The organism is Mucilaginibacter sp. PAMB04168, assembly GCF_039634365.2.
Taxonomy (GTDB): Bacteria; Bacteroidota; Bacteroidia; order Sphingobacteriales; family Sphingobacteriaceae; genus Mucilaginibacter.
The window spans coordinates 408,905-430,505 of record NZ_CP155079.2; the positions used below are offsets into that span (position 1 = coordinate 408,905).

Consider the following 21,601-nt stretch of genomic DNA (forward strand, 5'->3'; position numbering starts at 1 on the left):
TCTTATTACATGCTTATATCGAAAAGTCGGTGTATTGGATTTTGACTTTCGCTTATCCGTCTTAAAACCTTTTAGTGAATGGTTTTAAGTAGAATGTAGCACCTTGTAAGTACAGGTTGCTAAGACTTCGCAGGGTCCAGTCCCTCCATCTTTCTCTATAAGCATTGCAAAGTTGCAAAATAGCGTTGTGAATTGCAAATGCCAGTTTTTAAGCAAAATAGCTTCCAAACAACAAGAGCTGCCTTTTGGGCAGCTCTTGTTATATAATTATTTAACGTTATCTGCGGCTGCCGAATATTCTTAATAAGGATAAGAACAGGTTGATGAAATCCATATACAGGGTTAAAGCACCCATAATGGCCATCTTTTTAGCATCAGCCATACCCAACTCCAAGCCGGCACCTATGCGTTTTAGCTTTTGCACATCATAAGCAGTTAAGCCCACAAACACCGCTACACCAATATAGCTAATGGCTTTGCTTAAACCCGGACTGGCCAGGAACATGTTTACAACAGAAGCGATGATCATACCTATTAAGCCCATAATCATTAATGAGCCAAATTTGGTTAGATCTTGATTGGTAGTATAACCGGCTACCGCCATAATGCCAAAAACAGCAGAGGCCGTAATGAATACACCTAATACCGACGAAGATGTATAAACCAACAGCACAAAGCTAAGGCTGGTACCCATAAGGGCAGCAAAAACCACAAACAGCAGGGTAAGCACCGGTGCTGATATTTTGTTTAGCCCGAATGACATAATCATTACAAATATTAAAGGGGCAAACATAATAATAGTACCTAAGCCGGTACGACGGCCAGTGTTTAAATCAACAAATTTGCTTAGCAGATTTGCATCAGTTGCAAACAGGTAGGCGCAAACTGCCGAAATACCTAATGCCACAAACATCCACATAAACACATTGGCAATAAACCGGCGCGATGAGGCTTGGTCATCCAGCTGAATGACATCCTCGTATTGATAATTCGTATTTTCCATTTTCTTAATTAATCAGGTTAAAGGTATGATAATTTTTATTGTACTTATTAGACAGCCCAAAGGGCTTAAAGTTTAGGTAAGCCTGCGCATTAATTGTTCTTCAACCCGTTTAAAAACCTGCAAAGGTTTTAATGTGCGCCAGCCCAGTTCGTCCAGCCCGCCACCAAAGTTGATAAAATAGTCGATGTTGCTTTGCTTAAATTCCCGTATTACATGTTCTCTGAAGTTGATACCGGCAATCCAGCCGTCTTCCACTTCTTGAAACCATTCCTCGTAATAGCAGTCGTCAGATGAATGAAAATTCAGGATATTCTCGCCAATAAGTATAAACTTATTGATGCCATTATCCATCATTAACTCCATGATTTCGCGTTTGAGCAACATAATGTCGTTATTGATGGCATCATTCCACTCGCCAATAAACTCTATAATAACGTAGCCGCGATCATAATCGGCATACAGTACTTTTAAATATAATGTATTAGAGCCAAATGAATCCCATTGTGGGTGCAGCAAATAGTTATATATCTGCTTATCAAATTCAAACTCGTTGTACACTGTAGCATAAAAAGGCGAATACTCATCCTCTGCGGCTACATAATCATCCCTCCATTTGTAGTATGGCTCTATTTCGTGCATTTTTTATTCCAATACGCAGATTTCAATATGCAAATTCAAATCTGCCGGTTTTTATAATCTTCCCTTTTGCTCAAATGCACATCTGCATATTTGCAAATCACTTTCCTGCAAGGTGTGCCTCCACCGCCTTACGTACACTCCCGTGTTCATTTAAAAGTTCGGTGGCAGCATCTTCTTCTAAACCGGTTTCCTGCATTATCATTCGAATTCCGCGATCAACCAGTTTATGATTAGTTAACTGCATATCCACCATTTTATTACCCTTTACCCGGCCCAATTGTATCATTACGGTAGTGCTCAGCATATTTAAAACCAGCTTTTGGGCGGTTCCGGCTTTCATGCGGGTTGAGCCGGTTAAAAACTCAGGGCCAGTAACCACTTCAATTGGGTATTGAGCCTGGGCAGCTACAGGGCTTTGCGCATTACAAACGATGCAGCCGGTTGCCAGGCCCTGTTCATTAGCTTTACGCAAGCCGCCAATTACATACGGCGTACGGCCCGATGCTGCAATGCCCACAACCACGTCTTTATCGGTAATGTTGTATTCCAGCAAGTCAAGCCAGGCCTGGTCCTCATCATCCTCGGCAAATTCTACGGCCTTGCGTATAGCGCCATCACCACCGGCAATAATACCTACAACCCAATCAAAGGGTACGCCAAATGTGGGTGGGCACTCCGAGGCATCTACTACACCCAGCCTGCCACTGGTGCCTGCACCAATGTAAAACAAACGCCCCCCGGCTTTCATGCGCCCGGCAACCGCCTCTACCAGTTTTTCTATCTGTGGCAACGCTTTTTCAACCGCATCCGGAACAGTTTTGTCTTCCTGGTTTATGTGTTGTAAAAGCTCGGCAACAGGTAGTTGCTCCAGCCGGTTATAATGTGATTCCTGCTCGGTTGTGTTGATCATTTTATTCTTACAAATCTGTAACAAAATTCGGTAAAAATCCGTCAACTTCAAGAACACAAAACGCTTTCAAATACGTATTTTTGTTACCAGGGATCTATGAAGCAAACAGCAGGTATTATTTTCAGATCGGTGATCTTATTACTCGCCGGTATGGCCATTGGTTTGCTGTTGAACAATCGCCAGGATGAGCCTGATGACGCCGCCATTGTTACCTCAGACAAAAACAAGCTGGATAAGATCATGCAGCTGGTGCGAAAAAAGTACGTTGACTCTATTGATGTAGACAGTGTAGAGGGTGTTACAATCAATAATCTGCTGCAAAAGCTCGACCCACACTCGGTTTATTTACAAAAAAAACAAGCACAATCCCTGGCAGAAAGGCTGGAAGGCGGATTTGACGGTATTGGCATTGAATCGCAATTACTTCGCGATACGTTGTTTGTTACCCAGGTTTTCCCGAACGGCCCGGCGGCTAAGGCCGGGCTGCCCAATGGTTCGCGGGTTGTGACGATTAACGGCAAGCCTTTTTCGGGCACGCATTTAACCAGCGATAAAGTGAACGAGGCATTTGCCGGTAAAAATGACACCGGTATTGAATTAGGTGTGCTGAGCCTGTCTGATAATACTGTAAAAAACTACCATGTTAGGCGAAGCCATGTAACCATGAGCAGTTTGGATGCTGCATATTTAACCGCGCCCGCCACCGGCTACATAAAAATAAGCAAGTTTGGCTCCACTACCGACGCCGACTTTAAAATTGCATTAAAGAAATTAAAAAAGGCAGGCATGCAAAAACTGGTGCTGGATGTGCGCGGCAATGGTGGCGGCTACCTTAACCAGGCAACCGCGCTGGCCGATGAATTTTTGCCAGCTAAAAAGCTGATTGTTTATACACAAGGCCAGCATGAACCCCGTACCGACTATTTTGCCACCGACTCGGGCTTGTTTGAGGAAGGCAAGCTTGCTGTTTTAATTGATGAGCACTCTGCCTCGGCAAGCGAAATTTTAGCCGGCGCCTTGCAGGATTTGGACAGAGCCGTAATTGTTGGCCGGCGCTCGTTTGGTAAAGGCCTGGTACAGGAGCAGTTTCCCTTTAACGATGGCTCTGCGCTTAACTTAACGGTGGCCAGGTATTTTACACCATCTGGCCGCAGCATACAAAAATCATATAAAAAAGGTACCGATAACTACCGTAATGAACTTGCGGAACGTTTGCAAAAGGGCGAACTGTATGTGGCCCAAAATAACCTGGAAGACAGCTCTTTTAATAATTCGGTTGCCTACCATACAAGCGCAGGCAAAAAGGTTTACGCCGGTGGCGGTATCATGCCCGATGTTTTTGTGCCCGAGGATGCTGCCGTAAACGTGCCGCTTATACAAGATTTGGCACGCAACCAGCTTTTCTCTGGCTATGTGGTTGACTGTATGCAGGGCGTGCTTAAAAACTACACAACACCTGCCGACTTTGCCAAGTACTACACAGTTAACGATATTGAATTAAATAATTTTATTACTTACGCAGATGCTGCGGTTAAGAATATAGACCCTCACCAAGTAGCCACGGCCCGCAATTATTTAAAACTCCTGCTCAAAGCCCAGGCCGCCCGGTTTAAATGGGGCAATGAGTGGTATTACCGCATCATGAACCAAACCGATGCCGGCGTAATGAAGGCTGTAGCAGCTTTGAACTAAGAGTTAGTGGCTTAACTGATTGCTTTACTTTATGAGTTATAATGTACCACCATGGTGGGCATATGGATGTATAAACTTAAACCAGTTGCATAAGTATTATCTATGAAATAACAAGAGCCGCTAATAGGGCGGCTCTTGTTATTATAAAGCATTTTGCTGAAGTGAGATGTTGTACTTATTATTCATTAGCCCCTTGGGAGAAATATAAGGTATGAGGCAGGTATTATTAAACCACAGGGCAGAATAGCCTTCTGCATAGTCAGAATTGTCAATTTTCTTTTTAGACAGGTACTCCATTCTTTCCCATTTGCCGCTTGTAAGGTTAAGTACGCCGAATAAAGCATTCAATTTAACAAACCCTGATTTATTGTTAGCGATCATGTACAGTTTATTCGACTCGATATGGTAGCCAATGGGTAATGACCTGCTTGGGATAGCATAGCTAGAAGGGAGCATTTGCTGGAAAATGATTTTTAGATCATCATTATAGCAATTAATCAACGTGGAATTTTCATTAACCCATACGCCGTTTCCTATGCTCGATGGTGATGTATAGCGGCCCGACATACCAATTACAAGCTTGCCACTGCTTTCGGCCATGTATCTTATCTCTAAATTTTTTGCGCTCCCTAAATTAGGGTCATCCATTTTCTTATCAAATGGCTCATATCCTTTTTCAAGTGCTTTAATATGATCATTGTTAAATAATTCATTTACTGTTTGCTTGGTGCCATTCAGAAAATTCATTTTAATTACGGATAACTGTACGTCTTTATTCGAATTTTCGTGCAGGGCACTAACAAAAACGGCATCGCTGTTACTTGATGATACATTAAAGCTTAAATGCGATTTAAGGTCGGCCATGTCTATGTTATTGCGCAAGTCCAAATCTGTTTCAATCGGTTTGGATCCAATAGTTTGACCGAAATCGTATTTCTGTATACTGATGGTGCTTTTACCTTTGCCCCATGCTAAAAACAAGTCGCCTTTACTGTTTGACATGGCTGAAAGGAAAAGGCCTTCTTCAACCTTGGTGTTAAAGCGCTTTACCGGCTCCAGCCGATCGTTAATATCAATTACTGTAATTTGCGTGGTCAGGTTATTCTGCTTGCTGGATTGGACAAATGACCGGCGTTCCTGCTTGGTTTGTCTTGCAGTAATTCTGTACAAGGAGTGTACTTTGTCGTACGAAAAATAACATTCGTCAAAATAGGTTTCCGAACCTTCGTAAATTTCTTTTTCCAGAAGTATCTTACCTGTGGCCGGGTCTATTAAATAGCCTTTGTAAATATTGTGGGCATCATTTGCCTTGGGGTTTTTGAATGTAGCCAGGGCAAAAACCTTATCCTGAAACTTAACAGCGTCCTGTGGATAGCCGGGTAACTCGGTTTTCCATAAGGTGTTCATTTGTTTATCAATTGCAAGCAGTTCGAAGCTTTTATTGTCAACATTAATTTGCATAATGCTGGTTTCATCGTTCACCTTAAATGAGGTGGAAATCGCTTTGATACCTTTTTTAAAATCTTGCAATACAGCAGGCTGCGTTTGGGCTGCTGCAAAAAACGGAATAAGCAGCAAAAGTGACAATAGTTTTGACATGTGATAAGGGAGTATTGAGCTACTAACCTATCAAAAAGGTATGAATAATACAAAATAATAAAGGCCGCTAACTTAGCGGCCTTTATTATTTTGTATTACCTGTATATATGGAGTGTTACTCTTCTACCACCTCACTATGCGGGCTGCTTACTTCTTCTTCCTCCTTTTTAAAGTAGCGGTTCTGGTAAATCAGAATCAGAATAACGCCTACCGATATGGCCGAATCGGCCAAGTTAAATATAGGTCTGAAGAATTTAAATTCCTCACCGCCCCATACCGGCATCCAGGCCGGGAAAGTGCCCTGTATAATAGGGAAATAAAACATATCCACTACACGGCCCTGAAATATGGGGGCATAGTCGTATATCAGGCCATAAAAGGTCGAATCGATAATATTACCCAGCGCACCGGCAAATATAAGGGCAACGTTAAGGATAAGGCCACGGTGGTATTTATGCCTGATAAGGTAAACGAGGGCATAACCAATACCGCCTACCGCAAAAATACGAAAGATGGTCAGAGCCAGTTTGCCGGCTACTCCGCCAAGCTCCCAGCCAAAGGCCATACCATTGTTCTCGGTATACAGTAACATGCCTCTATCGCCCAGAAAATGTATTTCCTGGCCCATACTCATATTATTGCGTACCCATACTTTAATTAACTGGTCGGCCACTATTACCAACAGCGCTAAAAGGAAAGGTTTAGTGTACGATGCCTTCATGTATTACTGCTTCAGTTTTGCTTCCATGCTCAGCGTGGTATGAGGCACGGCACGCAGGCGCTCTTTTTGTATTAGTTTACCAGTCTCGCGGCAAATGCCGTAGCTTTTGGTTTCAATACGTACTAAAGCAGCCTCTAATTGCTCAATAAACTTTTTTTGGCGGGCAGCCAGCTGGTTAATCTGTTCTTTTTCTAAGGTGGCAGAGCCATCTTCCAGTGTTTTATAAGTACCTGCGGTATCATCAGTACCATTCAGGTTGGGGTTGCTTAGTGATGAAGCCAAAGCATTAAGCTCCTCGCGGGCAATGCGAATTTTATCCAGTATCAGTTCTTTAAACTCTTGTAGTTCGGCGTCTGAGTATCTTGTTTTTTCTGGTTGTGGTGTGCTCATTATACTTTATTAATTAAAATTCTTATTTCTATATCTTCTATAGTTACTGCTTCGCCTTCGGTTAGGCTGTCAACTAATTGAATATCAACGGCTAAAATTTCGGCGCAAATATAGGATAAATTGTTTTTAACCGCATTGCTGATTAGCAGATGGTTACTGAGGCGTACATTTATCTTATCGGTAACTTCAAAATTGTTAGACTTACGCAGGTTTTGTATACGGTTGATGAGCTCGCGCGAAATACCTTCCTGTTTTAGTTCGTCGGTTAGGGTAACATCTAAAGCTACGGTTAGTTTTCCCAAATTTGCAACCTGCCATCCCGGTACATCTTCTGCTATAATTTCAACATCAGCAGGTAGTATCAGGTAATGGGTATCAGGTATTTGTATCTGGCCATCTGCCTCTAATTTTGCAATATCTTCCTGACTAAAAGCAGTTATGGCTGCGGCTACGGCTTTCATATCCTTACCCACCTTTTGGCCTAACGCTTTAAAGTTGGGTTTTATTTTACGTTTAATAAAGCCTGCAGTATCGGTAATGTATTCAATGGCTTTGATGTTGGTTTCAGATAGTATTAGTTCCTTTACCTCGTCAACCTGGTGCTCAAAGTTCTTGTCTAGTATGGGTAGTAATATTTTGCTCAAAGGCTGGCGCACGTTGATGCCTACTTTTTTCCGTAGCGATAGTGTTAGTGACGAAATATCCTGTGCCAGTTGCATACGTTCTTCTAGTTCTTTGTCCACCAAATCGGCATGGTAAACCGGGAAGTCGGCCAGGTGAACCGATTCAAATTGCTCTTTACCAGTAGCTGTATTTAAATCGTTATACAAACGCTCGGCAAAGAACGGCGCAATAGGCGACATCAGTTTAGATATTGTAACCAAACAAGTGTAAAGAGTTTGGTAGGCCGATATTTTATCGGCAGAGTTGTCTGATTTCCAGAAACGGCGGCGGCTCAGGCGTACGTACCAGTTGCTCAAGTGCGCATCAACATAATCCTGAATGGCGCGGGCTGCTTTGGTTGGTTCAAAATCGGCAAAGTAACCGTCAACTTCCTGCGTTAAGGTATTAAGTAACGAAAGTATCCAGCGGTCAATCTCTGGCCGTTGACTCAGTTCAATTTCGGGCTGACTATAGTCAAACTTGTCGATATTAGCGTAAAGTGCAAAGAAAGAATAAGTATTATAAAGCGTACCAAAAAATTTACGGCGCACTTCATCCAAACCTTCAATATTAAATTTGAGGTTGTCCCACGGCGATGCATTGCTGATCATATACCAGCGGGCAGCATCGGCACCATACTGCTCAATCGTTTCGAACGGATCAACTGCGTTGCCTAAACGTTTAGACATTTTGTTGCCGTTCTTATCCAGCACCAATCCGTTAGATACCACGTTTTTGAAGGCAATGCCCTGGTTTTGTACCAGTCCGTTAACCGCTTTCACTTCATCACTGGCCTCGCTTAGCATAACCGCTATGGCGTGCAGGGTAAAGAACCAGCCGCGTGTTTGGTCAACACCTTCGGCAATAAAATCGGCCGGGTAGGCGTCGGCAAATGCTTCCTTGTTTTCGAACGGAAAGTGCCATTGTGCATACGGCATAGCGCCCGAGTCGAACCAAACGTCGATCAGATCCGGCTCGCGGAACATCTTTTTGCCGTTTGAGGAAGTCAGTATCACATCATCCACATAAGGGCGGTGCATATCATCCAGCTTAAAGCCTTCGGGCATAAAGCCAGCAGTTATTGATCGGGCAATTTCCTTGTTAAGTTCTTCAATGGAGCCAATACATTTCTCTTCGTTGCCGTTTTCTTCGCGCCAAATAGGTAGCGGCGTTCCCCAGTAGCGTGAGCGAGAAAGATTCCAGTCTACTAAATTTTCGAGCCAGTTACCAAAGCGGCCCGTACCGGTAGCTTCTGGTTTCCAGTTGATGGTTTTGTTCAGTTCTATCAGTTTATCTTTAACGGCAGTGGTTTTAATAAACCAGCTATCCAGCGGATAGTATAAAATAGGCTCATCGGTACGCCACGAGTGCGGGTAGCTGTGCTCATATTTTTGTACGTTAAAGGCTTTATTGTCTTCTTTTAGTTTGATGGAGATGAGCACATCTGTTGGCCTAAAGCCTTGCTCATCGCGCTCTGCCTGCGTATAGTATTCTTCTTTAACATAGCGGCCGGCAAAATCGGTTACTTCATCCACAAAACGGCCTTGCTTGTTCACCAGCGGTACTTCTTTGCCGGTTTCATCAAGTACCATTACAGATGGTACGTCATTCTCTTTACAAGCCCTAAAGTCATCAGCACCAAAAACAGATGCGGTGTGTACGATACCCGTGCCATCGCCAGTGGTTACAAAATCAGCCGGAATAACGCGGAAAGCTTTTTGCTCCAGCTCAGCATTTGTGACGTAAGGCATGAGTTGGTGATAGCGCAGACCAACTAAATCGGCCCCTTTAAAGGCGGCTTTAACCGCCCACGGAATAACCTTATCGCCTTCTTTATATTCGTCAAAAGATGCGTTTTCGCCCTCGGCCTTAAAATATTTATTTACCAGTGCTTTGGCCAGTACTACGCTAACCGGTTTAAAGGTGTAGGGGTTAAGGGTACTGATTTTTACGTATTCAATATCCTCGCCTATGGCCAGCGCACAGTTAGATGGCAGTGTCCACGGCGTGGTGGTCCAGGCTAAAATGGCGGTTTCCTCACCCGGCTCACTAAACAAGGTTTGCATAAGCGGGTGCTGCTGGTCGTTCTTTAAAAAGAACTGAGCCGTAATGGTGGTATCTTTCACCATTTTGTAGGTGCCCGGCTGGTTCAGCTCGTGCGAGCTTAAGCCCGTGCCCGATTTGGGCGAATAAGGCTGTACGGTATAGCCCTTGTATAACCAGCCCTTGTTATAAAGCTGCTTTAATATCCACCACAGGGTTTCAATATATTTGTTCTCGTAAGTTACGTAAGGGTTTTCCAGATCAACCCAGTAGCCCATTTTAAGGGTGAGGTCATTCCATATGTCGGTATAACGCATTACCTCCTTGCGGCAGGCTTCGTTATAATCTTCAATGGATATCTTTTTGCCGATATCGTCTTTGGTAATGCCGAGCGATTTTTCGACCGCCAGCTCAATAGGCAGGCCGTGGGTATCCCAGCCGCCTTTGCGTTTTACCTGGTAACCCTTTAAGGTTTTGTAACGACAAAAAATATCTTTAATGGAACGTGCCATAGCATGGTGTATGCCGGGCATACCATTAGCCGATGGCGGGCCTTCATAAAAAGTATAGGGATTGCTGGCCGGACGGGTGCTGATGCTTTTTTCAAAAATGCTGTTCTGTTTCCAAAACTCCAGTACGTCCTTGCCTATCTGTGATAAATTTAATTGCTTATATTCCTTGTACATCAGTGTTTTCCACAATATTAAAGAGGGTGCAAAATTACGGATTTTAAAAGTAATAATTTAGCCGTTATGTGAAAAGTATGGTTAAAGTTAAGTTAAACAATCGCTCAACCTAGCAAACGGGGGCGGTGTAATAACCATTATTGTTTTTTATTGCGTTCTGCCTTGTTCATCAGGAGAGCCTGAAGTGCGTTTGCGCACCTCTTTCCTGGAATTGCCGAAGTTTTAAGTAACATTTAAACGGATCTTGCGGCTATCGTACTGGCTTTTATTAGTGTAACTTACATTACCGTAAGTGCACCGAGGGCGCGTGCAAAAGCAGTTGCCTGAATTTCCTGTTAGTGAGCATATAAATCACTTGTGCTTTTACATCCGGTTTTCTTCGCTGGTAGCTCCGGTGTTACGGTTACGCGCAGTTTTAATTTTCAGGTTGCCAAATTGGTAGGTAAAGCCAAGGGAAAAGCGGCGGCTCTCCCACTCGTTTTGCCACGTGGTATTAACATTATTGTATTGTAGTATGCTACGGTAACGGTTACCGAAGAATATATCGCGAACTTTAAAGCTAAGCGTAGCCTTTTTATCCATAAACGTTTTGTTTATAGCAGCATCAATCTGTGAGCCCGATAAAGTGCGGGCCAAGCCCGATATGGAAGGTGAATAATAATAACCTGATAACTGAATGCGGAAATTTTTAAGCAGGGTAAAGGTTTGGTCGGTACCGGCCGACCACGAAAGGCGTTCAGAACGGTAAGGTGTGCCTTGCGTCATGGTATTCACTTTATCGTAAGAGGCGTCGAGGTTAGCGGTTACGTTCCACCATTTTTTGATGTTGAAGCTGCCTGCGCTGGTGGCGTTCAGGCTGCTGGTATTGCCCAGGTTTTGGTAGGTGGCAATGCTTTCCTTAGTTTGGTCGTTTTGGCTAATGATGGTGCTTACAGCATTATTCACCCGCACATAGCTCAGGCTTAACACCTGGAAGCTTTTATAGGTATAACTCATGAGCCACGATTTAGAGAAGGAGGGCTGTAAGTACGGATTGCCTTTGATAGCAGTGTACGGATCGCTGAAAAAAGTGAATGGGTTTAGGTTGCTATAACCCGGCCGACTGATGCGGCCGCTGTAAGAAGCATTAAGCTGATGATCGATATTGATTTTATAAGCTGCAAACAAGCTGGGAAATAGTTTCCAGTAATTGCGGCCTACTACTTCTTGCTGCGTAATAGAGTTACCGGTTGATACCGTTTGCTCGGCACGCACTCCGGCTTTAAATTCCCACTTTTTGCCAACTGTTTTATTAAAGGTAAGGTAACCGGCATTGATGTTTTCGTCATACAAAAAATGGTTGCTGCGACGCAGGTCAGTTATCCAATTGCCGGCAGTGAGGTTCTCAAAACGGGCATTGTTATTAGTGCTTACCCAGCTGCTTTTCCAGCCGGTTTCGGCTCGCCAGGTTTTGGCAAAAGGCCAAACATAATCAACTTTTAAAGAGCGGATATTGTATTTGGCCGGATTGTCATTTCTCTGCTTTACCGTATCGCCGAGGCGGGTGCCGGCAGCATCAAAATATATGTTGCTGAAAGTTTCGTTATTAATGTTACTGCTGCGAACATAATCTGCATCGAAAGATAGCTTTTGACCTAACGTGTCAATAGCATAGCTGTAATTCACATTAAAGCTATAGGTGCGGGTGTTGGTGTATTGCGGTTTTAACATATACACGCTACCAATTTGCTGCCCTAACTGGTTTGTGGTAACCGAGTTGCTGGTTACTTTGGCATTTTGTGGGGAGTTGTAACCCCTGAACATAAAACCAAAAGTTTGTTTGGCTGTAGCAAAATAATCGGCCCCGGAGGTATAGCTGACATTATCACCAATGGGGTGCCAGTAATTTTCCTGGCTATATAAATCGGTAACTATTTGCCTGCCTAAATTGAGTTTGTTATAGGAGGCAGCATGGCCGCCATTTGCACGGGTATAAAAACTTAGCTTTCCGGTGTTGTAATTTAAGTTGGCGCCGCCAAAAACTTTGCCATAGGTGCCGTATACCGTAGTAGCTGTGGCTGTACCATTAAAACCCTGCAGGCGGTTACGTTTCATAATAATGTTGATTACTCCTGCGGTACCTGCGGCATCGAAGTTGGCAGGCGGGTTGGCAATCAGTTCAATCTTACTTACCGCATTAGCTGGTAATGACTTTAAGTAGTTGCTTACCTCGCTGCTGCTCATGTAGGTCATGCGGCCGTCAATCATAATGTTTACGCCACCGTTGTTGCGATATAATATGTTGTCGTCTTTATCCAGTTTAATACCCGGCGCCTTTTTTAGTACCTCCAGCGCATTATCACCTGTGGTGATCATTTTTTCTACGTTTACCACCAGGCGGTCGCTTTTTTGCTCCAGTTGTGGTACTTGTCCGTTTATGGTTACTGCTTTGAGTGCTTTTGTGCTGTTTTTTAACACCAAAGCTGGCAGTGTAATGCTTTGGCCGGTAAAGCTGAAGCTATTGCTGGTTGTATTCTGAAAGCCCATCATAACGGCTTTAACCACATAGCTTCCGTTTTTAGGGTTAGTAAAACGGAAGTTGCCATTAGCGTCGGCTATCTGCGCTGATACGGCTGCTGAATCGGGTAGGTGTAGCAGTTGTACAGTTGCCCCCGGCAGGGTTTCGCTGCTGGATTTGATTTGCCCGTTAACAGATGCGGTTTGGGCAACGGCCAGGCGGGTTAAACTACAAATTGTGATAAGGCTTAGGATGAATATCTTTTTCATGGATCAATTAATACGTTGTGCTTGATGATCCAAAAGTGCAGCAGGGCGTTGCGTGTATAAAGTATACTATCCCAACAGCTTTAAACTTTATCTAAACACTAATTCATTCGCGTTTTGGACTTGGGCAGGCGTTTGCATTACAAAAAGGGCGGTTGATATAAAAATTTTAGCGGCGGCAGTTAATTGCCGTACTTTTAGGTCATGAATAAACGCAGGGTTGTCTTATACCATGTTTTGGCTTGGGCGGCCTATTTTATCTACTTATTTATTGGTGGCTTCTTTTTACAGCCAGGCGGCAAAACGCTTCATATAGAAGTGAGCTTTTTGTTGCAAATCAGTTATACGCTGGCAACAATTGCAACCTTTTACTATGCCTATGCGCTGGTTCTGCCTGGGTTGGTACGCCGTAAATACCGTTTACTATATGTTATTGCCGCTATTGCATCGCCGTTCGTTTTCATCGTGGCGCGCTACCTGCTCGAGGAAATGCTATACCCGTTAATTTTCGGGTTTCACAATTATACCGACGATACCACACTCATATTTTATTTTTGGGATAACGTTTACCGCGGGTTGCCTTCTATAGCCTTTGGCTCGGCGGTTTGGGGAGTAGTAAATGCATACCAACAGCAAAATGAAAACAAGCAACTGCGCGAAGAAAAAGCCCAGGCTGAGTTGGCTTTTCTCAAATCACAGATCAATCCGCATTTTTTGTACAACACGCTCAATTACATTTACTCGCTGGCCTACCCGGTATCAGATCAGCTGGCCGATGCTATCATCAAATTGTCTAACCTGATGCGCTACATGCTAAATGAAAGTAAGGATGGACGCATTGATCTGGAAAAGGAGGTAGACTACCTGAACAATTACATTGACATTTACCGACTGCGTTTCGAGGATAACTTTTATGTGGAGTTCAAAACCGAAGGCGACATTGTCGGTAAGCGGCTGGCTTCGCTGGTGTTAATTCCGTTTGTGGAAAATGCCTTTAAACACGGGGTGGTTGATGATGAACAGCGGCCTGTTAAAATACAGTTAAAAGTGATTGGCAGCCGGTTGAACTTTATAGTAAGTAACAAAATTAATCGCAATCAAAAAGATGCTTCCAGCGGAGTAGGACTGGTTAATATACGCCGCCGGCTGGAATTGATTTACCCCGGCAATCATGAACTGCTCATTGCCGATAACGGGATTACGTATAAAACTACGCTCAACATCGATTTATAAATTATTTTAGCCCTATGATACGTTGCCTGGCGGTTGATGACGAAGCTTATGCGGTAAAATTAATTGCCGATTATATTAATAAAGTGCCTTTTTTACAATTGGCGGGTACCACTACCAGCGCCATCGATGCCTTGAGCCGTGTGCAGCAGGGAAATATTGACCTGGTTTTTCTGGATATACAAATGCCCGATTTAACCGGCATGCAGTTTTTAAAGTTATGCGGCAGTAAATGCAAGGTCATCTTAACCACCGCCTATCCGGAATACGCGCTGGAAGGCTACGAGCATGATGTGATAGACTACCTGCTGAAACCTGTAGCCTTTGACCGGTTTTTGAAAGCGGCGCAAAAGGCATTTAATCAATTGCAGCCGCCAGTAAGTACAGATGCGGGAGGTGCAAAATTCCCGGTACCCTCAACCTCGCTGCCCGAAAACCCGCTGTCTGCTCCAACAGCTTTGCCCCCAAACTATATGTTTATTAAAGGGGAGAGCAAGAATAAGTTTTTAAAGGTAGCTTATGATGAGATTCTATACATTGAGGGACTGAAAAACTATGTATCGGTGTTTACGCTGGGCCAGCGAATGGTTACTTACCAAACCCTGCGCGATCTGGATGCACAGCTGCCCCAGCCGCCATTTTACAGGGTGCATAAATCGTACATTATCAATATTAATCAGATCCGTATGGTTGACGGGCATACCATTTACATACAAGACCAGGCTATTCCCATTGGCGAAACTTACCGTGAGGGGTTTTATAAAATAATAAAGGAAGAATAGCCGCTCGGAAGGGAGAATTTAAAGCGCTAACCCGACCAAAAAACGTCGTTTATCGTCATCATTAAGACTTTGCTATATTTGCTATATCACCTGTGAAGTAAAAATGGATAAGCAAGATATCATCAAAATAGCGATTGTGGGGCCCGAAAGTACAGGCAAATCGGCCATGTCGGCTTATTTAGCACAGCACTACCAAACGGTTTGGGTGCCCGAGTTTGCGCGTGGCTATTGTGAACAACTAACCGGCGATTGTACTTTTCAGGATGAGATTAATATGTATTACGGTCAGCTGGCCCTGGAGCAGGAACTGCTGCCTAAGGCAAACAAACTGCTCATTTGCGATACAACGTTTATTACTATTAAAATTTGGAGCGATGAGATGTTTGGCCGTGCCCCGCAAGAGGTGCTGGACCAACTGCCTAAGCACACCTATGATCTTTACATCCTTTTAAACATTGACCTTCCCTGGCAGGATGACCCGCTCCGCAACTTTCCCACTAAGCGGGAGCATTTTATGGCCGTTTGGCACCAGGAGCTACAGGCATTAAATGCCAATTATGTTGTAATATCAGGCATTGGCCAGCCGCGGTATGACGCGGCAGTTGCCGCTATTGAAGGTTTTTTGAATTCGGAAGCCGGAGATTCAATTTCAGACTTGTAACTACCGCTGCTACGTTTATTCGCACACGCCTTTTAAGAGCTTGAGCGGATCAGCCTGGACTAATAGGCTGCACGCATATGAGCGTAGACCTGACCAGGCAATAGTTGATCTCTTGGCGAATTTAAGCGCTTAGTTCTTCATAAGCGGCGGTTAGGCTGCGTTTGATGCCATCACCTTGCCAGTCGGTTACACCAGGTATGCTGGTTGCGGTCAGTACTTCCTCTTCAGTTTTGCCGGCTTTAATTTGCGCGTTTACAAAATCAACCAGGCGCTCCATATAGTTTTCCATGGCTTTTAAATCGGCCATACTGCCGGTAACTTTCTCCGGGTCAAAGGCATGCCCAAATACAAACAGGGTATCCTTGCTGAATTGCTTTTGTGCCTTTTGCAATGTGGTTATCCAAGCCTTAACAGATGCGCCTGCTGTGCGGTCAACAAAAGGATAACGGCGGTTAAAAACCAAATCGCCGGTATGAACAATGTTGGCATGCTCAAAATGTATCATGCTATCGCCGTTAGTGTGGCCCGCGCCAAAATAGTAAGCATGTATGTTTTCGTCACCTACTTTTGCCTTCCATTCAGTGGTAAAGGTGGTATCCGGAAATAATTGCTTTTCCTCACTTTTTTGCGCCTTGGCTACGTTTTGCTGATTGGCAAGCGAGTTGGCATGGGCAGCTACCTTTTTGGCAATGCCCTTAAAGGCAATGTTGCCGCTGGTATGGTCGCCGTGGTGGTGGGTGTTAATTAACCACTCAATAGGCTTTTCCGACTGCTTCTTTAATTCGGCAATCAAATGTTCGGCCTGTGGCGGAAACTCAGCATCCACTACAGCAATGCCATCTTTGTTGGTAAGCCAGGCAATAGTGCCGCCCTGCTCAGTAAATATACCTACGTTATTGCGCAAGGGCTTAAATTTATAAGCGGGCTGTAAAAGCCACGAGGCAAAACTACTTTGACTGCTTAAGGCCAAAGCCCCTGCTGATAATAAACTACTGGCAATAAAACGACGGCGTTGCATAGGATGAACATTGGTTTGTTGAGCCCAAGTTATTAAAAACTATTAAGAAAAGCAGTGCGGAAGGCATACAATAGAAAAATATGAAAAAGCACCTGTCGTTTTCACAAACAGGTGCTCAGCATATGGGTGTAGAAAACAGTTTTTAGATTACAAGGCTAAGCGGTTACCGTTAAGGTGCTGCCGCTTATGCTTACGGTATAAGCTTTTAGTGCTTGTGCAGCTGGGCCAAGTAACACCGTGCCCGATGTGCTGAATTGGCTACCATGATTAGGGCATATAAACCGCCCTTGTGCTGTGTTGTAGTTAATAGAAGTACCTTGGTGGGTGCAGGCAACTTGTACGGCGGTAAACGACGCGGGGGCAGCGCCGGCCGCAAGCCTAACCAGAATAACGCCGCTGGCTACCTTAAAATCGCCCACATTTTTTATTTCTGTATCCAGATTGGCAGTAAACAAGCCGGTACTGCCACCTGTTGGCGGGGGTGTGGTGCCTGGGTTGCCGCCCGGAGCTGGTTCATCTTTAGGGTCGCTGCCGCAGGAGTATAAGCTGCAGCCGGCGCAAACCGCTGCCATAGTGATGCCAAACTTGGCTAAAAATTCTTTTCTTTCCATTGCAAGAGATTTTAGTCGAATGATTTAATAAGTGCTTTTATGCTTTCCGTTAAAGCTGAATACACGCGATATAGTAAAGCCTATGCGGTATTGACCCTTACTCCAATTAGATTCAGTATCGGCCAGGTAATTAATGGGCGATATGGCTTGCGCATTGCTTAAGTTGAGGGTAAATACGTGTCCGCCGGTTTCAATTTCTATACCTACGCCCAGCGGATCGTAAAACCCTGGGCTATTGTTGTTTTTGCGGAAGGATGAAAATGGATGCGCATAATCTACCACAATGCCCATGCGCTTGGTAACTTTTAAGCGCCCTGCTGCCGATAGCGAAAAAATGTTTTGCTCATTGCCTGCCAGGTAAGGGAAAGGTAGGTTGTTGCGTAAAAAGGATGGCGCTATTTGCAAAGAAAGCTTTGGCGAAAACTTGCGGGCTATAATTGCTTGTACAAAATAGTTGAGGCGGTTGGTGTAATCATCATACACATTAGTAGCCACGCTGTAAGGTTTTAGGGCGGTACGGCCAACTACAGTTAGGGCAAATGGCATGCTGTTATCTGTTTTTTGATGAAGCAGGTTATACTTTAGGCCAAGCTCCAGTAACTGTTCGTACTTGCTCCTGAAAAAGTCTATATCCAGGTTGTTAGTGAGGCCGTATTCAAAGCCAATCAATATGTCTGAGGAGTTATCCAGTCCCCACATGGTTTTGCCACCGCCATCTGTTCCGGCTACATCGCCAAAGCGGTGAATCACCATAAAGTTGAGGTTGTTTTTCTTGATGGTTTCAGAGGTTTCGGACAGAATGAGACGGGTGGCTTTAAAGGTGGCTAATACCGGTTCGCTCTTTTCGCTGCTGGCCAGGGCATTCATGAGCGAATCGGTTGATGAGGTTTGAGCTTTAAGGCAGCCATAGCCCACCGTAAGCAGCAGGGCGGTAAACAGGATTTTTTTCATGTGGTATAAATTTGAGCGGTTGAATGCTATTGGTAAGGCGAGTAGGTAGCGGCTACCTGTACCCGTATGGTTTCGGCAATGTTCTTGAACACAATAGTGGGTATCTCAATCTTGTGGTCTTTGCACTGTACCATAAACTCCGAGGCCATGCTCACTACGCCTTTGTTTACCGTTATTTTGCCGTTGATGGTTCGGTTTTGCTTAACGCCATGCACCTCAAAAACGCCGGTTGCAGTAATGGCATAAGTGCCATCTTTATCTAAAGCGGGGAGCTGTTGTATTTTGCCTTTAAAGGAAGCGTTGGCATACTTGTCGCTCTCCATGTAATTCTCGTTAAAATGCTCCTGCATGAGCGATTTTTGAAACTGGAACGAGCGTATAGGTACGCTGAAAGCCAGATCGCCGGTAGTGGCGTTAAATACCGAGGTGCCCTTTTGCGATACGGCGTCAATATCTTCCAATGGCGCCTTGGAGAACAGGCTAATTCTGGCATTTTTACACACATAGGCTCCCTGTATCGCCTGGCTGATGTGCATCCAGGCAATAAAAATCATAACGATATGTTTCATAAGCTACTTTGTTTTAGACGGCGGACTGACGTACCAGCTTAACCCCACAGCCACCCCGGTAGACTGCAGATTGACACGGCCATAGCCAATATCGGTTAGTGGTACTTTCATATATGGTTGTATGTTTAACCCAAAGCTATTGTTAATGCGCTGCTGATAGGCCACGTTTAAGTTAAGCACACCCAGCACGTGTTTATTTTGATTGCTAATATTATAACTGGCGGGCCCTGTATACTTGTTGCTGTAATAGCCGGCTGTAGGGTAGTTAAACTGATAGTTTTCGCGCAGCATAAAGTAGGAGGAAAGCCCGGTGCCAATACTTAACTGGCGGTTATTTTTACTGTACAACTGGTAGCTTACATTAATTGGTATATCGAGCACCCGGCAATCGGCCGTAACATCGGTAGGCTGGGTGCCAAACTGATAAGTGCTTTGATATTGGCTGAAATTAACCATGTAGGGCTTTTGCGCGTAAATGGCCCCCGTGCTAACGGTAAACTTACGGCTAATGCCAACCGATACCAGCAAGCCGGCATTGGTGCCCACTTTAGTGCGGTTAAAGGCGCTGCCTACGCCATTAAAATCGGGCGCTGCTATAATGGTTAACGTTAGGGGTAAATTAGCGCCTGCGGTTTTTATTGCTGGCTTTTGGGTTTCTTTAACAGCGACGGTTGTGTTTGCGGTAGCGGCCGTGTCGTTATTAGCCTTAACAGCGGCATTGTTAGCCACCATTGCACCGGTAGTTAATACGGCTGCATTATGGCTGGTATCTGCATTAGCCTGGCTTAGGGTATTACCTGCAGCATCGGGATTGGTTTTAGCAATGGTTCCGCTATCAACCGTTGTTTTTAAACCAGCAGCATAGCGACCAGGTACCGCAGCAGATGCGTTCAGCAAGGCTTTTGCCGAACTGCCTTTAACCCGCATAACCATACTCTTCAACCTATTTATACCAGTATCTGCAAATGCGGGAGGCGTAGCTAAGTGCTGTTTGTCCTGGTCGCTTGTACCGGGATGTTGTTTATGGTTTTTAATCTTAACTGTGTTTTTTTCGTGCTTTGGCTGCTTGGGCCAAAAAAATACCATGCCGAACGTGATTAATAAAATGGCCGCTAAACCGCTTATGATGGCTGGCAACCGGCGTATTAAACCATTGCGCTTACCCTGTGCATCCAGCATTTGCGCCATAGCCTGCCAGTCCCGGTCATCATAATTAATATGCTTGTCGGGGTTAGTAAGCCCTTGCTTAAATAAATGGTCCAGGTCTTTTTCTTCTTGCTCTTTCATCGCCTTATACCATTATTCAAAAAGCTCAAGTGCAGGTTGGCAGCGCTAATGGCTACAATCTGTGTTTGATTGGTGCCATTTAAACCATCGGGTATTTCAGCCGCTTTTAGTATCATCTTTTTTAATTTCTCTCGCGCCTTAAACAGGTTCGATTTAGATGTACCTGCGCTAATGTTCAGCATCTCGCCAATCTCTTCATGCGTATATCCCTCAATGGCATACAGGTTAAATACCGTTCGGTAAGCCTGTGGTAAACGCTGTATCATGTCCAGCAGTTCCTGGTAATTAATTTTTTTATCAGGCAGTTCGTTATCTGTTAAGTGCTCAGCTTCGGTTAAATCTTCGGTGTAGGCTACTTTTAAATTACTACGATAGTAATCTATCGACATGTTCATCATGATGCGCCCCAGCCATGCTTTAAATGGCCTCGATTCGTCGTATTTGTTTAAGTTGTTAAACATCTTCAAAAATCCTTGGTTCATGATCTCGGCAGCCTCGTACCTGTTGTTCGCGTAGCGCAAACAAATACCCATAGCAAAGCCATAAAACGCCTTATACAGCATTTTCTGACTTTTGCGATCCTGCTGCTGGCAGGCCGTAATCAGCTGGTGTAAGTCTGCTTCTCCCATATAATTGGGTTATACTGCGTTAATAGTCCTGGTCACATCATTTATAAGTAACACGTAACAAAAAGGCAAAGGGTTGCTTCGCCTTGAAAATAATTTGAAATGAACAGCAATATAATTTTAATTGATTAGTAATGAGCCACAAAAGCTACAATAACTAATAGCTTAAAACCTTAAAACGAAGTTGTTACTTTGTGTTGTTATACATTAACGTAAACTTGTAAGGGATACAACCATATTAAAAATGACCACTAAAAATTTAATGATCAGCTTAGCTACCGCATTAACCATGTTTGGATCGGTGCAGGCGCAAACAAAGAAGCCCGTTGTAAAGGCCAAAGCAGGTGCCGCGTCAGCAACTGATGTAAAAGCATCCATTCAGCGCGGGCAGGTGGTGTATGCGCAAAACTGCCTGTCTTGCCACCAGGCCGATGGCGGGGGCGTACAAAATATGAACGCTCCTTTAGTAAAAACAGCTTATGTACTGGGGAACAATCAAAGGCTGATCAGCGTTTTATTAAAAGGCATGCAAGGCGTAGAAATAGAAGGCGAAACCTACACCAACGTAATGCCGCAGTTTACCCATTTGAGCAACAAGCAAATTGCCGATGTATTAACCTACGTGCGTAACAGCTTTGGGAACAAAGCCAACGCTATAAAAGAAGCAGAAGTGGCTGAAGCCCGCAAAAAGGTTAAATAGCAATCAAAACAAAAAGGGCTGTCTGATCCGGCAGCCCCTTTTTTACACCGGTACACC

19 protein-coding genes and 1 riboswitch are annotated in these 21,601 nt (G+C 44.3%); of the genes, 5 read left to right on the plus strand and 14 right to left on the minus strand.

Annotation, left to right across the window (positions count from 1 at the left end; translation table 11 throughout):
• Positions 1 to 49: 49 nt before the first annotated feature.
• A riboswitch (SAM riboswitch) is annotated at positions 50 to 164 on the minus strand.
• A gap of 113 nt (positions 165 to 277) precedes the next feature.
• The 3 genes from ABDD94_RS01500 to murQ all read right to left on the minus strand — a co-directional run bounded on the left by ABDD94_RS01500 (position 278) and on the right by murQ (position 2,552).
• The gene (locus tag ABDD94_RS01500) at positions 278 to 1,003 is read right to left on the minus strand and encodes a Bax inhibitor-1/YccA family protein (RefSeq protein WP_345954398.1); all 726 of its coding nucleotides are present in this window, start codon (positions 1,001 to 1,003) and stop codon (positions 278 to 280) included.
• A 72-nt stretch (positions 1,004 to 1,075) separates the two neighbouring features.
• Complete coding sequence (locus ABDD94_RS01505) at positions 1,076 to 1,642, minus strand: hypothetical protein (RefSeq protein ID WP_345954399.1); 567 nt, start codon at positions 1,640 to 1,642, stop codon at positions 1,076 to 1,078.
• Positions 1,643 to 1,739: 97 nt separating this feature from the next.
• Positions 1,740 to 2,552 carry an N-acetylmuramic acid 6-phosphate etherase gene (murQ, locus tag ABDD94_RS01510; protein ID WP_345954400.1) on the minus strand — a complete coding sequence of 271 codons (813 nt, stop codon included), beginning with the start codon at positions 2,550 to 2,552 and terminating at the stop codon, positions 1,740 to 1,742.
• A 96-nt stretch (positions 2,553 to 2,648) separates the two neighbouring features.
• Between murQ and ABDD94_RS01515 the strand changes: the two genes are divergently transcribed.
• Positions 2,649 to 4,244 carry a S41 family peptidase gene (locus tag ABDD94_RS01515; protein WP_345954401.1) on the plus strand — a complete coding sequence of 532 codons (1,596 nt, stop codon included), beginning with the start codon at positions 2,649 to 2,651 and terminating at the stop codon, positions 4,242 to 4,244.
• A 141-nt stretch (positions 4,245 to 4,385) separates the two neighbouring features.
• On the opposite strand, the gene ABDD94_RS01520 is transcribed toward ABDD94_RS01515, so the two are convergent.
• The 5 genes from ABDD94_RS01520 to ABDD94_RS01540 all read right to left on the minus strand — a co-directional run bounded on the left by ABDD94_RS01520 (position 4,386) and on the right by ABDD94_RS01540 (position 13,112).
• Entirely contained in the window at positions 4,386 to 5,843 is a 1,458-nt protein-coding gene (locus ABDD94_RS01520; RefSeq protein WP_345954402.1) for a hypothetical protein, read from the minus strand.
• A 115-nt stretch (positions 5,844 to 5,958) separates the two neighbouring features.
• Positions 5,959 to 6,564, minus strand: coding sequence for a lipoprotein signal peptidase (locus ABDD94_RS01525; RefSeq protein ID WP_345949579.1), 606 nt, complete (start codon positions 6,562 to 6,564; stop codon positions 5,959 to 5,961).
• 3 nt (positions 6,565 to 6,567) lie between these two features.
• Positions 6,568 to 6,954 carry a TraR/DksA C4-type zinc finger protein gene (locus tag ABDD94_RS01530; RefSeq protein WP_345949578.1) on the minus strand — a complete coding sequence of 129 codons (387 nt, stop codon included), beginning with the start codon at positions 6,952 to 6,954 and terminating at the stop codon, positions 6,568 to 6,570.
• Positions 6,954 to 10,346, minus strand: coding sequence for an isoleucine--tRNA ligase (gene ileS, locus ABDD94_RS01535; RefSeq protein ID WP_345954403.1), 3,393 nt, complete (start codon positions 10,344 to 10,346; stop codon positions 6,954 to 6,956). Before ileS ends, ABDD94_RS01530 begins: the two co-directional genes overlap by 1 nt.
• Positions 10,347 to 10,709: 363 nt before the next feature.
• Positions 10,710 to 13,112 (minus strand): outer membrane beta-barrel family protein, encoded by a 2,403-nt coding sequence (locus ABDD94_RS01540; RefSeq protein WP_345954404.1) that lies wholly within the window; start codon positions 13,110 to 13,112, stop codon positions 10,710 to 10,712.
• A 201-nt stretch (positions 13,113 to 13,313) separates the two neighbouring features.
• Between ABDD94_RS01540 and ABDD94_RS01545 the strand changes: the two genes are divergently transcribed.
• The 3 genes from ABDD94_RS01545 (at position 13,314) to ABDD94_RS01555 (ending at position 15,782) form a co-directional block, all read left to right on the plus strand.
• A complete protein-coding gene (locus ABDD94_RS01545) occupies positions 13,314 to 14,342 on the plus strand; it encodes a histidine kinase (protein WP_345954405.1) in 1,029 nt (342 codons plus the stop codon).
• 14 nt (positions 14,343 to 14,356) lie between these two features.
• On the plus strand, positions 14,357 to 15,121 hold the full coding sequence (locus ABDD94_RS01550; protein ID WP_345954406.1) for a LytTR family DNA-binding domain-containing protein: 765 nt from the start codon (positions 14,357 to 14,359) through the stop codon (positions 15,119 to 15,121).
• Positions 15,122 to 15,224: 103 nt separating this feature from the next.
• Positions 15,225 to 15,782, plus strand: coding sequence for an ATP-binding protein (locus ABDD94_RS01555; protein ID WP_345954407.1), 558 nt, complete (start codon positions 15,225 to 15,227; stop codon positions 15,780 to 15,782).
• Between the two features lie 121 nt (positions 15,783 to 15,903).
• Here the strand turns inward: ABDD94_RS01555 and ABDD94_RS01560 are convergent, their stop codons facing one another.
• The 6 genes from ABDD94_RS01560 to ABDD94_RS01585 form a co-directional block, all read right to left on the minus strand.
• Entirely contained in the window at positions 15,904 to 16,800 is an 897-nt protein-coding gene (locus ABDD94_RS01560; RefSeq protein ID WP_345954408.1) for an MBL fold metallo-hydrolase, read from the minus strand.
• 155 nt (positions 16,801 to 16,955) lie between these two features.
• Positions 16,956 to 17,411: a Rieske 2Fe-2S domain-containing protein gene (locus ABDD94_RS01565; RefSeq protein WP_345949570.1), complete on the minus strand. Its 456-nt coding sequence runs from the start codon at positions 17,409 to 17,411 to the stop codon at positions 16,956 to 16,958.
• Between the two features lie 24 nt (positions 17,412 to 17,435).
• Positions 17,436 to 18,362: a DUF5777 family beta-barrel protein gene (locus ABDD94_RS01570; RefSeq protein ID WP_345954409.1), complete on the minus strand. Its 927-nt coding sequence runs from the start codon at positions 18,360 to 18,362 to the stop codon at positions 17,436 to 17,438.
• 26 nt (positions 18,363 to 18,388) lie between these two features.
• Positions 18,389 to 18,931, minus strand: a complete 543-nt coding sequence (locus tag ABDD94_RS01575; protein WP_345954410.1) for a YceI family protein — start codon at positions 18,929 to 18,931, stop codon at positions 18,389 to 18,391.
• A gap of 3 nt (positions 18,932 to 18,934) precedes the next feature.
• A complete protein-coding gene (locus tag ABDD94_RS01580; RefSeq protein WP_345954411.1) occupies positions 18,935 to 20,218 on the minus strand; it encodes a hypothetical protein in 1,284 nt (427 codons plus the stop codon).
• The gene (locus ABDD94_RS01585) at positions 20,215 to 20,847 is read right to left on the minus strand and encodes a sigma-70 family RNA polymerase sigma factor (RefSeq protein ID WP_345949565.1); all 633 of its coding nucleotides are present in this window, start codon (positions 20,845 to 20,847) and stop codon (positions 20,215 to 20,217) included. Before ABDD94_RS01585 ends, ABDD94_RS01580 begins: the two co-directional genes overlap by 4 nt.
• A 241-nt stretch (positions 20,848 to 21,088) precedes the next feature.
• Between ABDD94_RS01585 and ABDD94_RS01590 the strand changes: the two genes are divergently transcribed.
• Positions 21,089 to 21,544: a cytochrome c gene (locus tag ABDD94_RS01590; protein ID WP_345954412.1), complete on the plus strand. Its 456-nt coding sequence runs from the start codon at positions 21,089 to 21,091 to the stop codon at positions 21,542 to 21,544.
• The last annotated feature ends 57 nt before the right edge of the window (positions 21,545 to 21,601 follow it).

Bases quoted from the DNA above. Each gene is read 5' to 3' on its own strand.
- ABDD94_RS01555 (WP_345954407.1), top strand. From the start codon at position 15,225: ATGGATAAGCAAGATATCATCAAAATAGCGATTGTGGGGCCCGAAAGT.
- ABDD94_RS01530 (WP_345949578.1), bottom strand. From the start codon at position 6,954: ATGAGCACACCACAACCAGAAAAAACAAGATACTCAGACGCCGAACTA.
- ABDD94_RS01560 (WP_345954408.1), bottom strand. From the start codon at position 16,800: ATGCAACGCCGTCGTTTTATTGCCAGTAGTTTATTATCAGCAGGGGCT.
- ABDD94_RS01515 (WP_345954401.1), top strand. From the start codon at position 2,649: ATGAAGCAAACAGCAGGTATTATTTTCAGATCGGTGATCTTATTACTC.
- ABDD94_RS01500 (WP_345954398.1), bottom strand. From the start codon at position 1,003: ATGGAAAATACGAATTATCAATACGAGGATGTCATTCAGCTGGATGAC.
- ABDD94_RS01550 (WP_345954406.1), top strand. From the start codon at position 14,357: ATGATACGTTGCCTGGCGGTTGATGACGAAGCTTATGCGGTAAAATTA.
- ABDD94_RS01520 (WP_345954402.1), bottom strand. From the start codon at position 5,843: ATGTCAAAACTATTGTCACTTTTGCTGCTTATTCCGTTTTTTGCAGCA.
- ABDD94_RS01505 (WP_345954399.1), bottom strand. From the start codon at position 1,642: ATGCACGAAATAGAGCCATACTACAAATGGAGGGATGATTATGTAGCC.
- ABDD94_RS01590 (WP_345954412.1), top strand. From the start codon at position 21,089: ATGACCACTAAAAATTTAATGATCAGCTTAGCTACCGCATTAACCATG.
- murQ (WP_345954400.1), bottom strand. From the start codon at position 2,552: ATGATCAACACAACCGAGCAGGAATCACATTATAACCGGCTGGAGCAA.
- ABDD94_RS01525 (WP_345949579.1), bottom strand. From the start codon at position 6,564: ATGAAGGCATCGTACACTAAACCTTTCCTTTTAGCGCTGTTGGTAATA.
- ABDD94_RS01565 (WP_345949570.1), bottom strand. From the start codon at position 17,411: ATGGAAAGAAAAGAATTTTTAGCCAAGTTTGGCATCACTATGGCAGCG.
- ABDD94_RS01540 (WP_345954404.1), bottom strand. From the start codon at position 13,112: ATGAAAAAGATATTCATCCTAAGCCTTATCACAATTTGTAGTTTAACC.
- ileS (WP_345954403.1), bottom strand. From the start codon at position 10,346: ATGTACAAGGAATATAAGCAATTAAATTTATCACAGATAGGCAAGGAC.
- ABDD94_RS01570 (WP_345954409.1), bottom strand. From the start codon at position 18,362: ATGAAAAAAATCCTGTTTACCGCCCTGCTGCTTACGGTGGGCTATGGC.
- ABDD94_RS01545 (WP_345954405.1), top strand. From the start codon at position 13,314: ATGAATAAACGCAGGGTTGTCTTATACCATGTTTTGGCTTGGGCGGCC.
- ABDD94_RS01585 (WP_345949565.1), bottom strand. From the start codon at position 20,847: ATGGGAGAAGCAGACTTACACCAGCTGATTACGGCCTGCCAGCAGCAG.
- ABDD94_RS01580 (WP_345954411.1), bottom strand. From the start codon at position 20,218: ATGAAAGAGCAAGAAGAAAAAGACCTGGACCATTTATTTAAGCAAGGG.
- ABDD94_RS01575 (WP_345954410.1), bottom strand. From the start codon at position 18,931: ATGAAACATATCGTTATGATTTTTATTGCCTGGATGCACATCAGCCAG.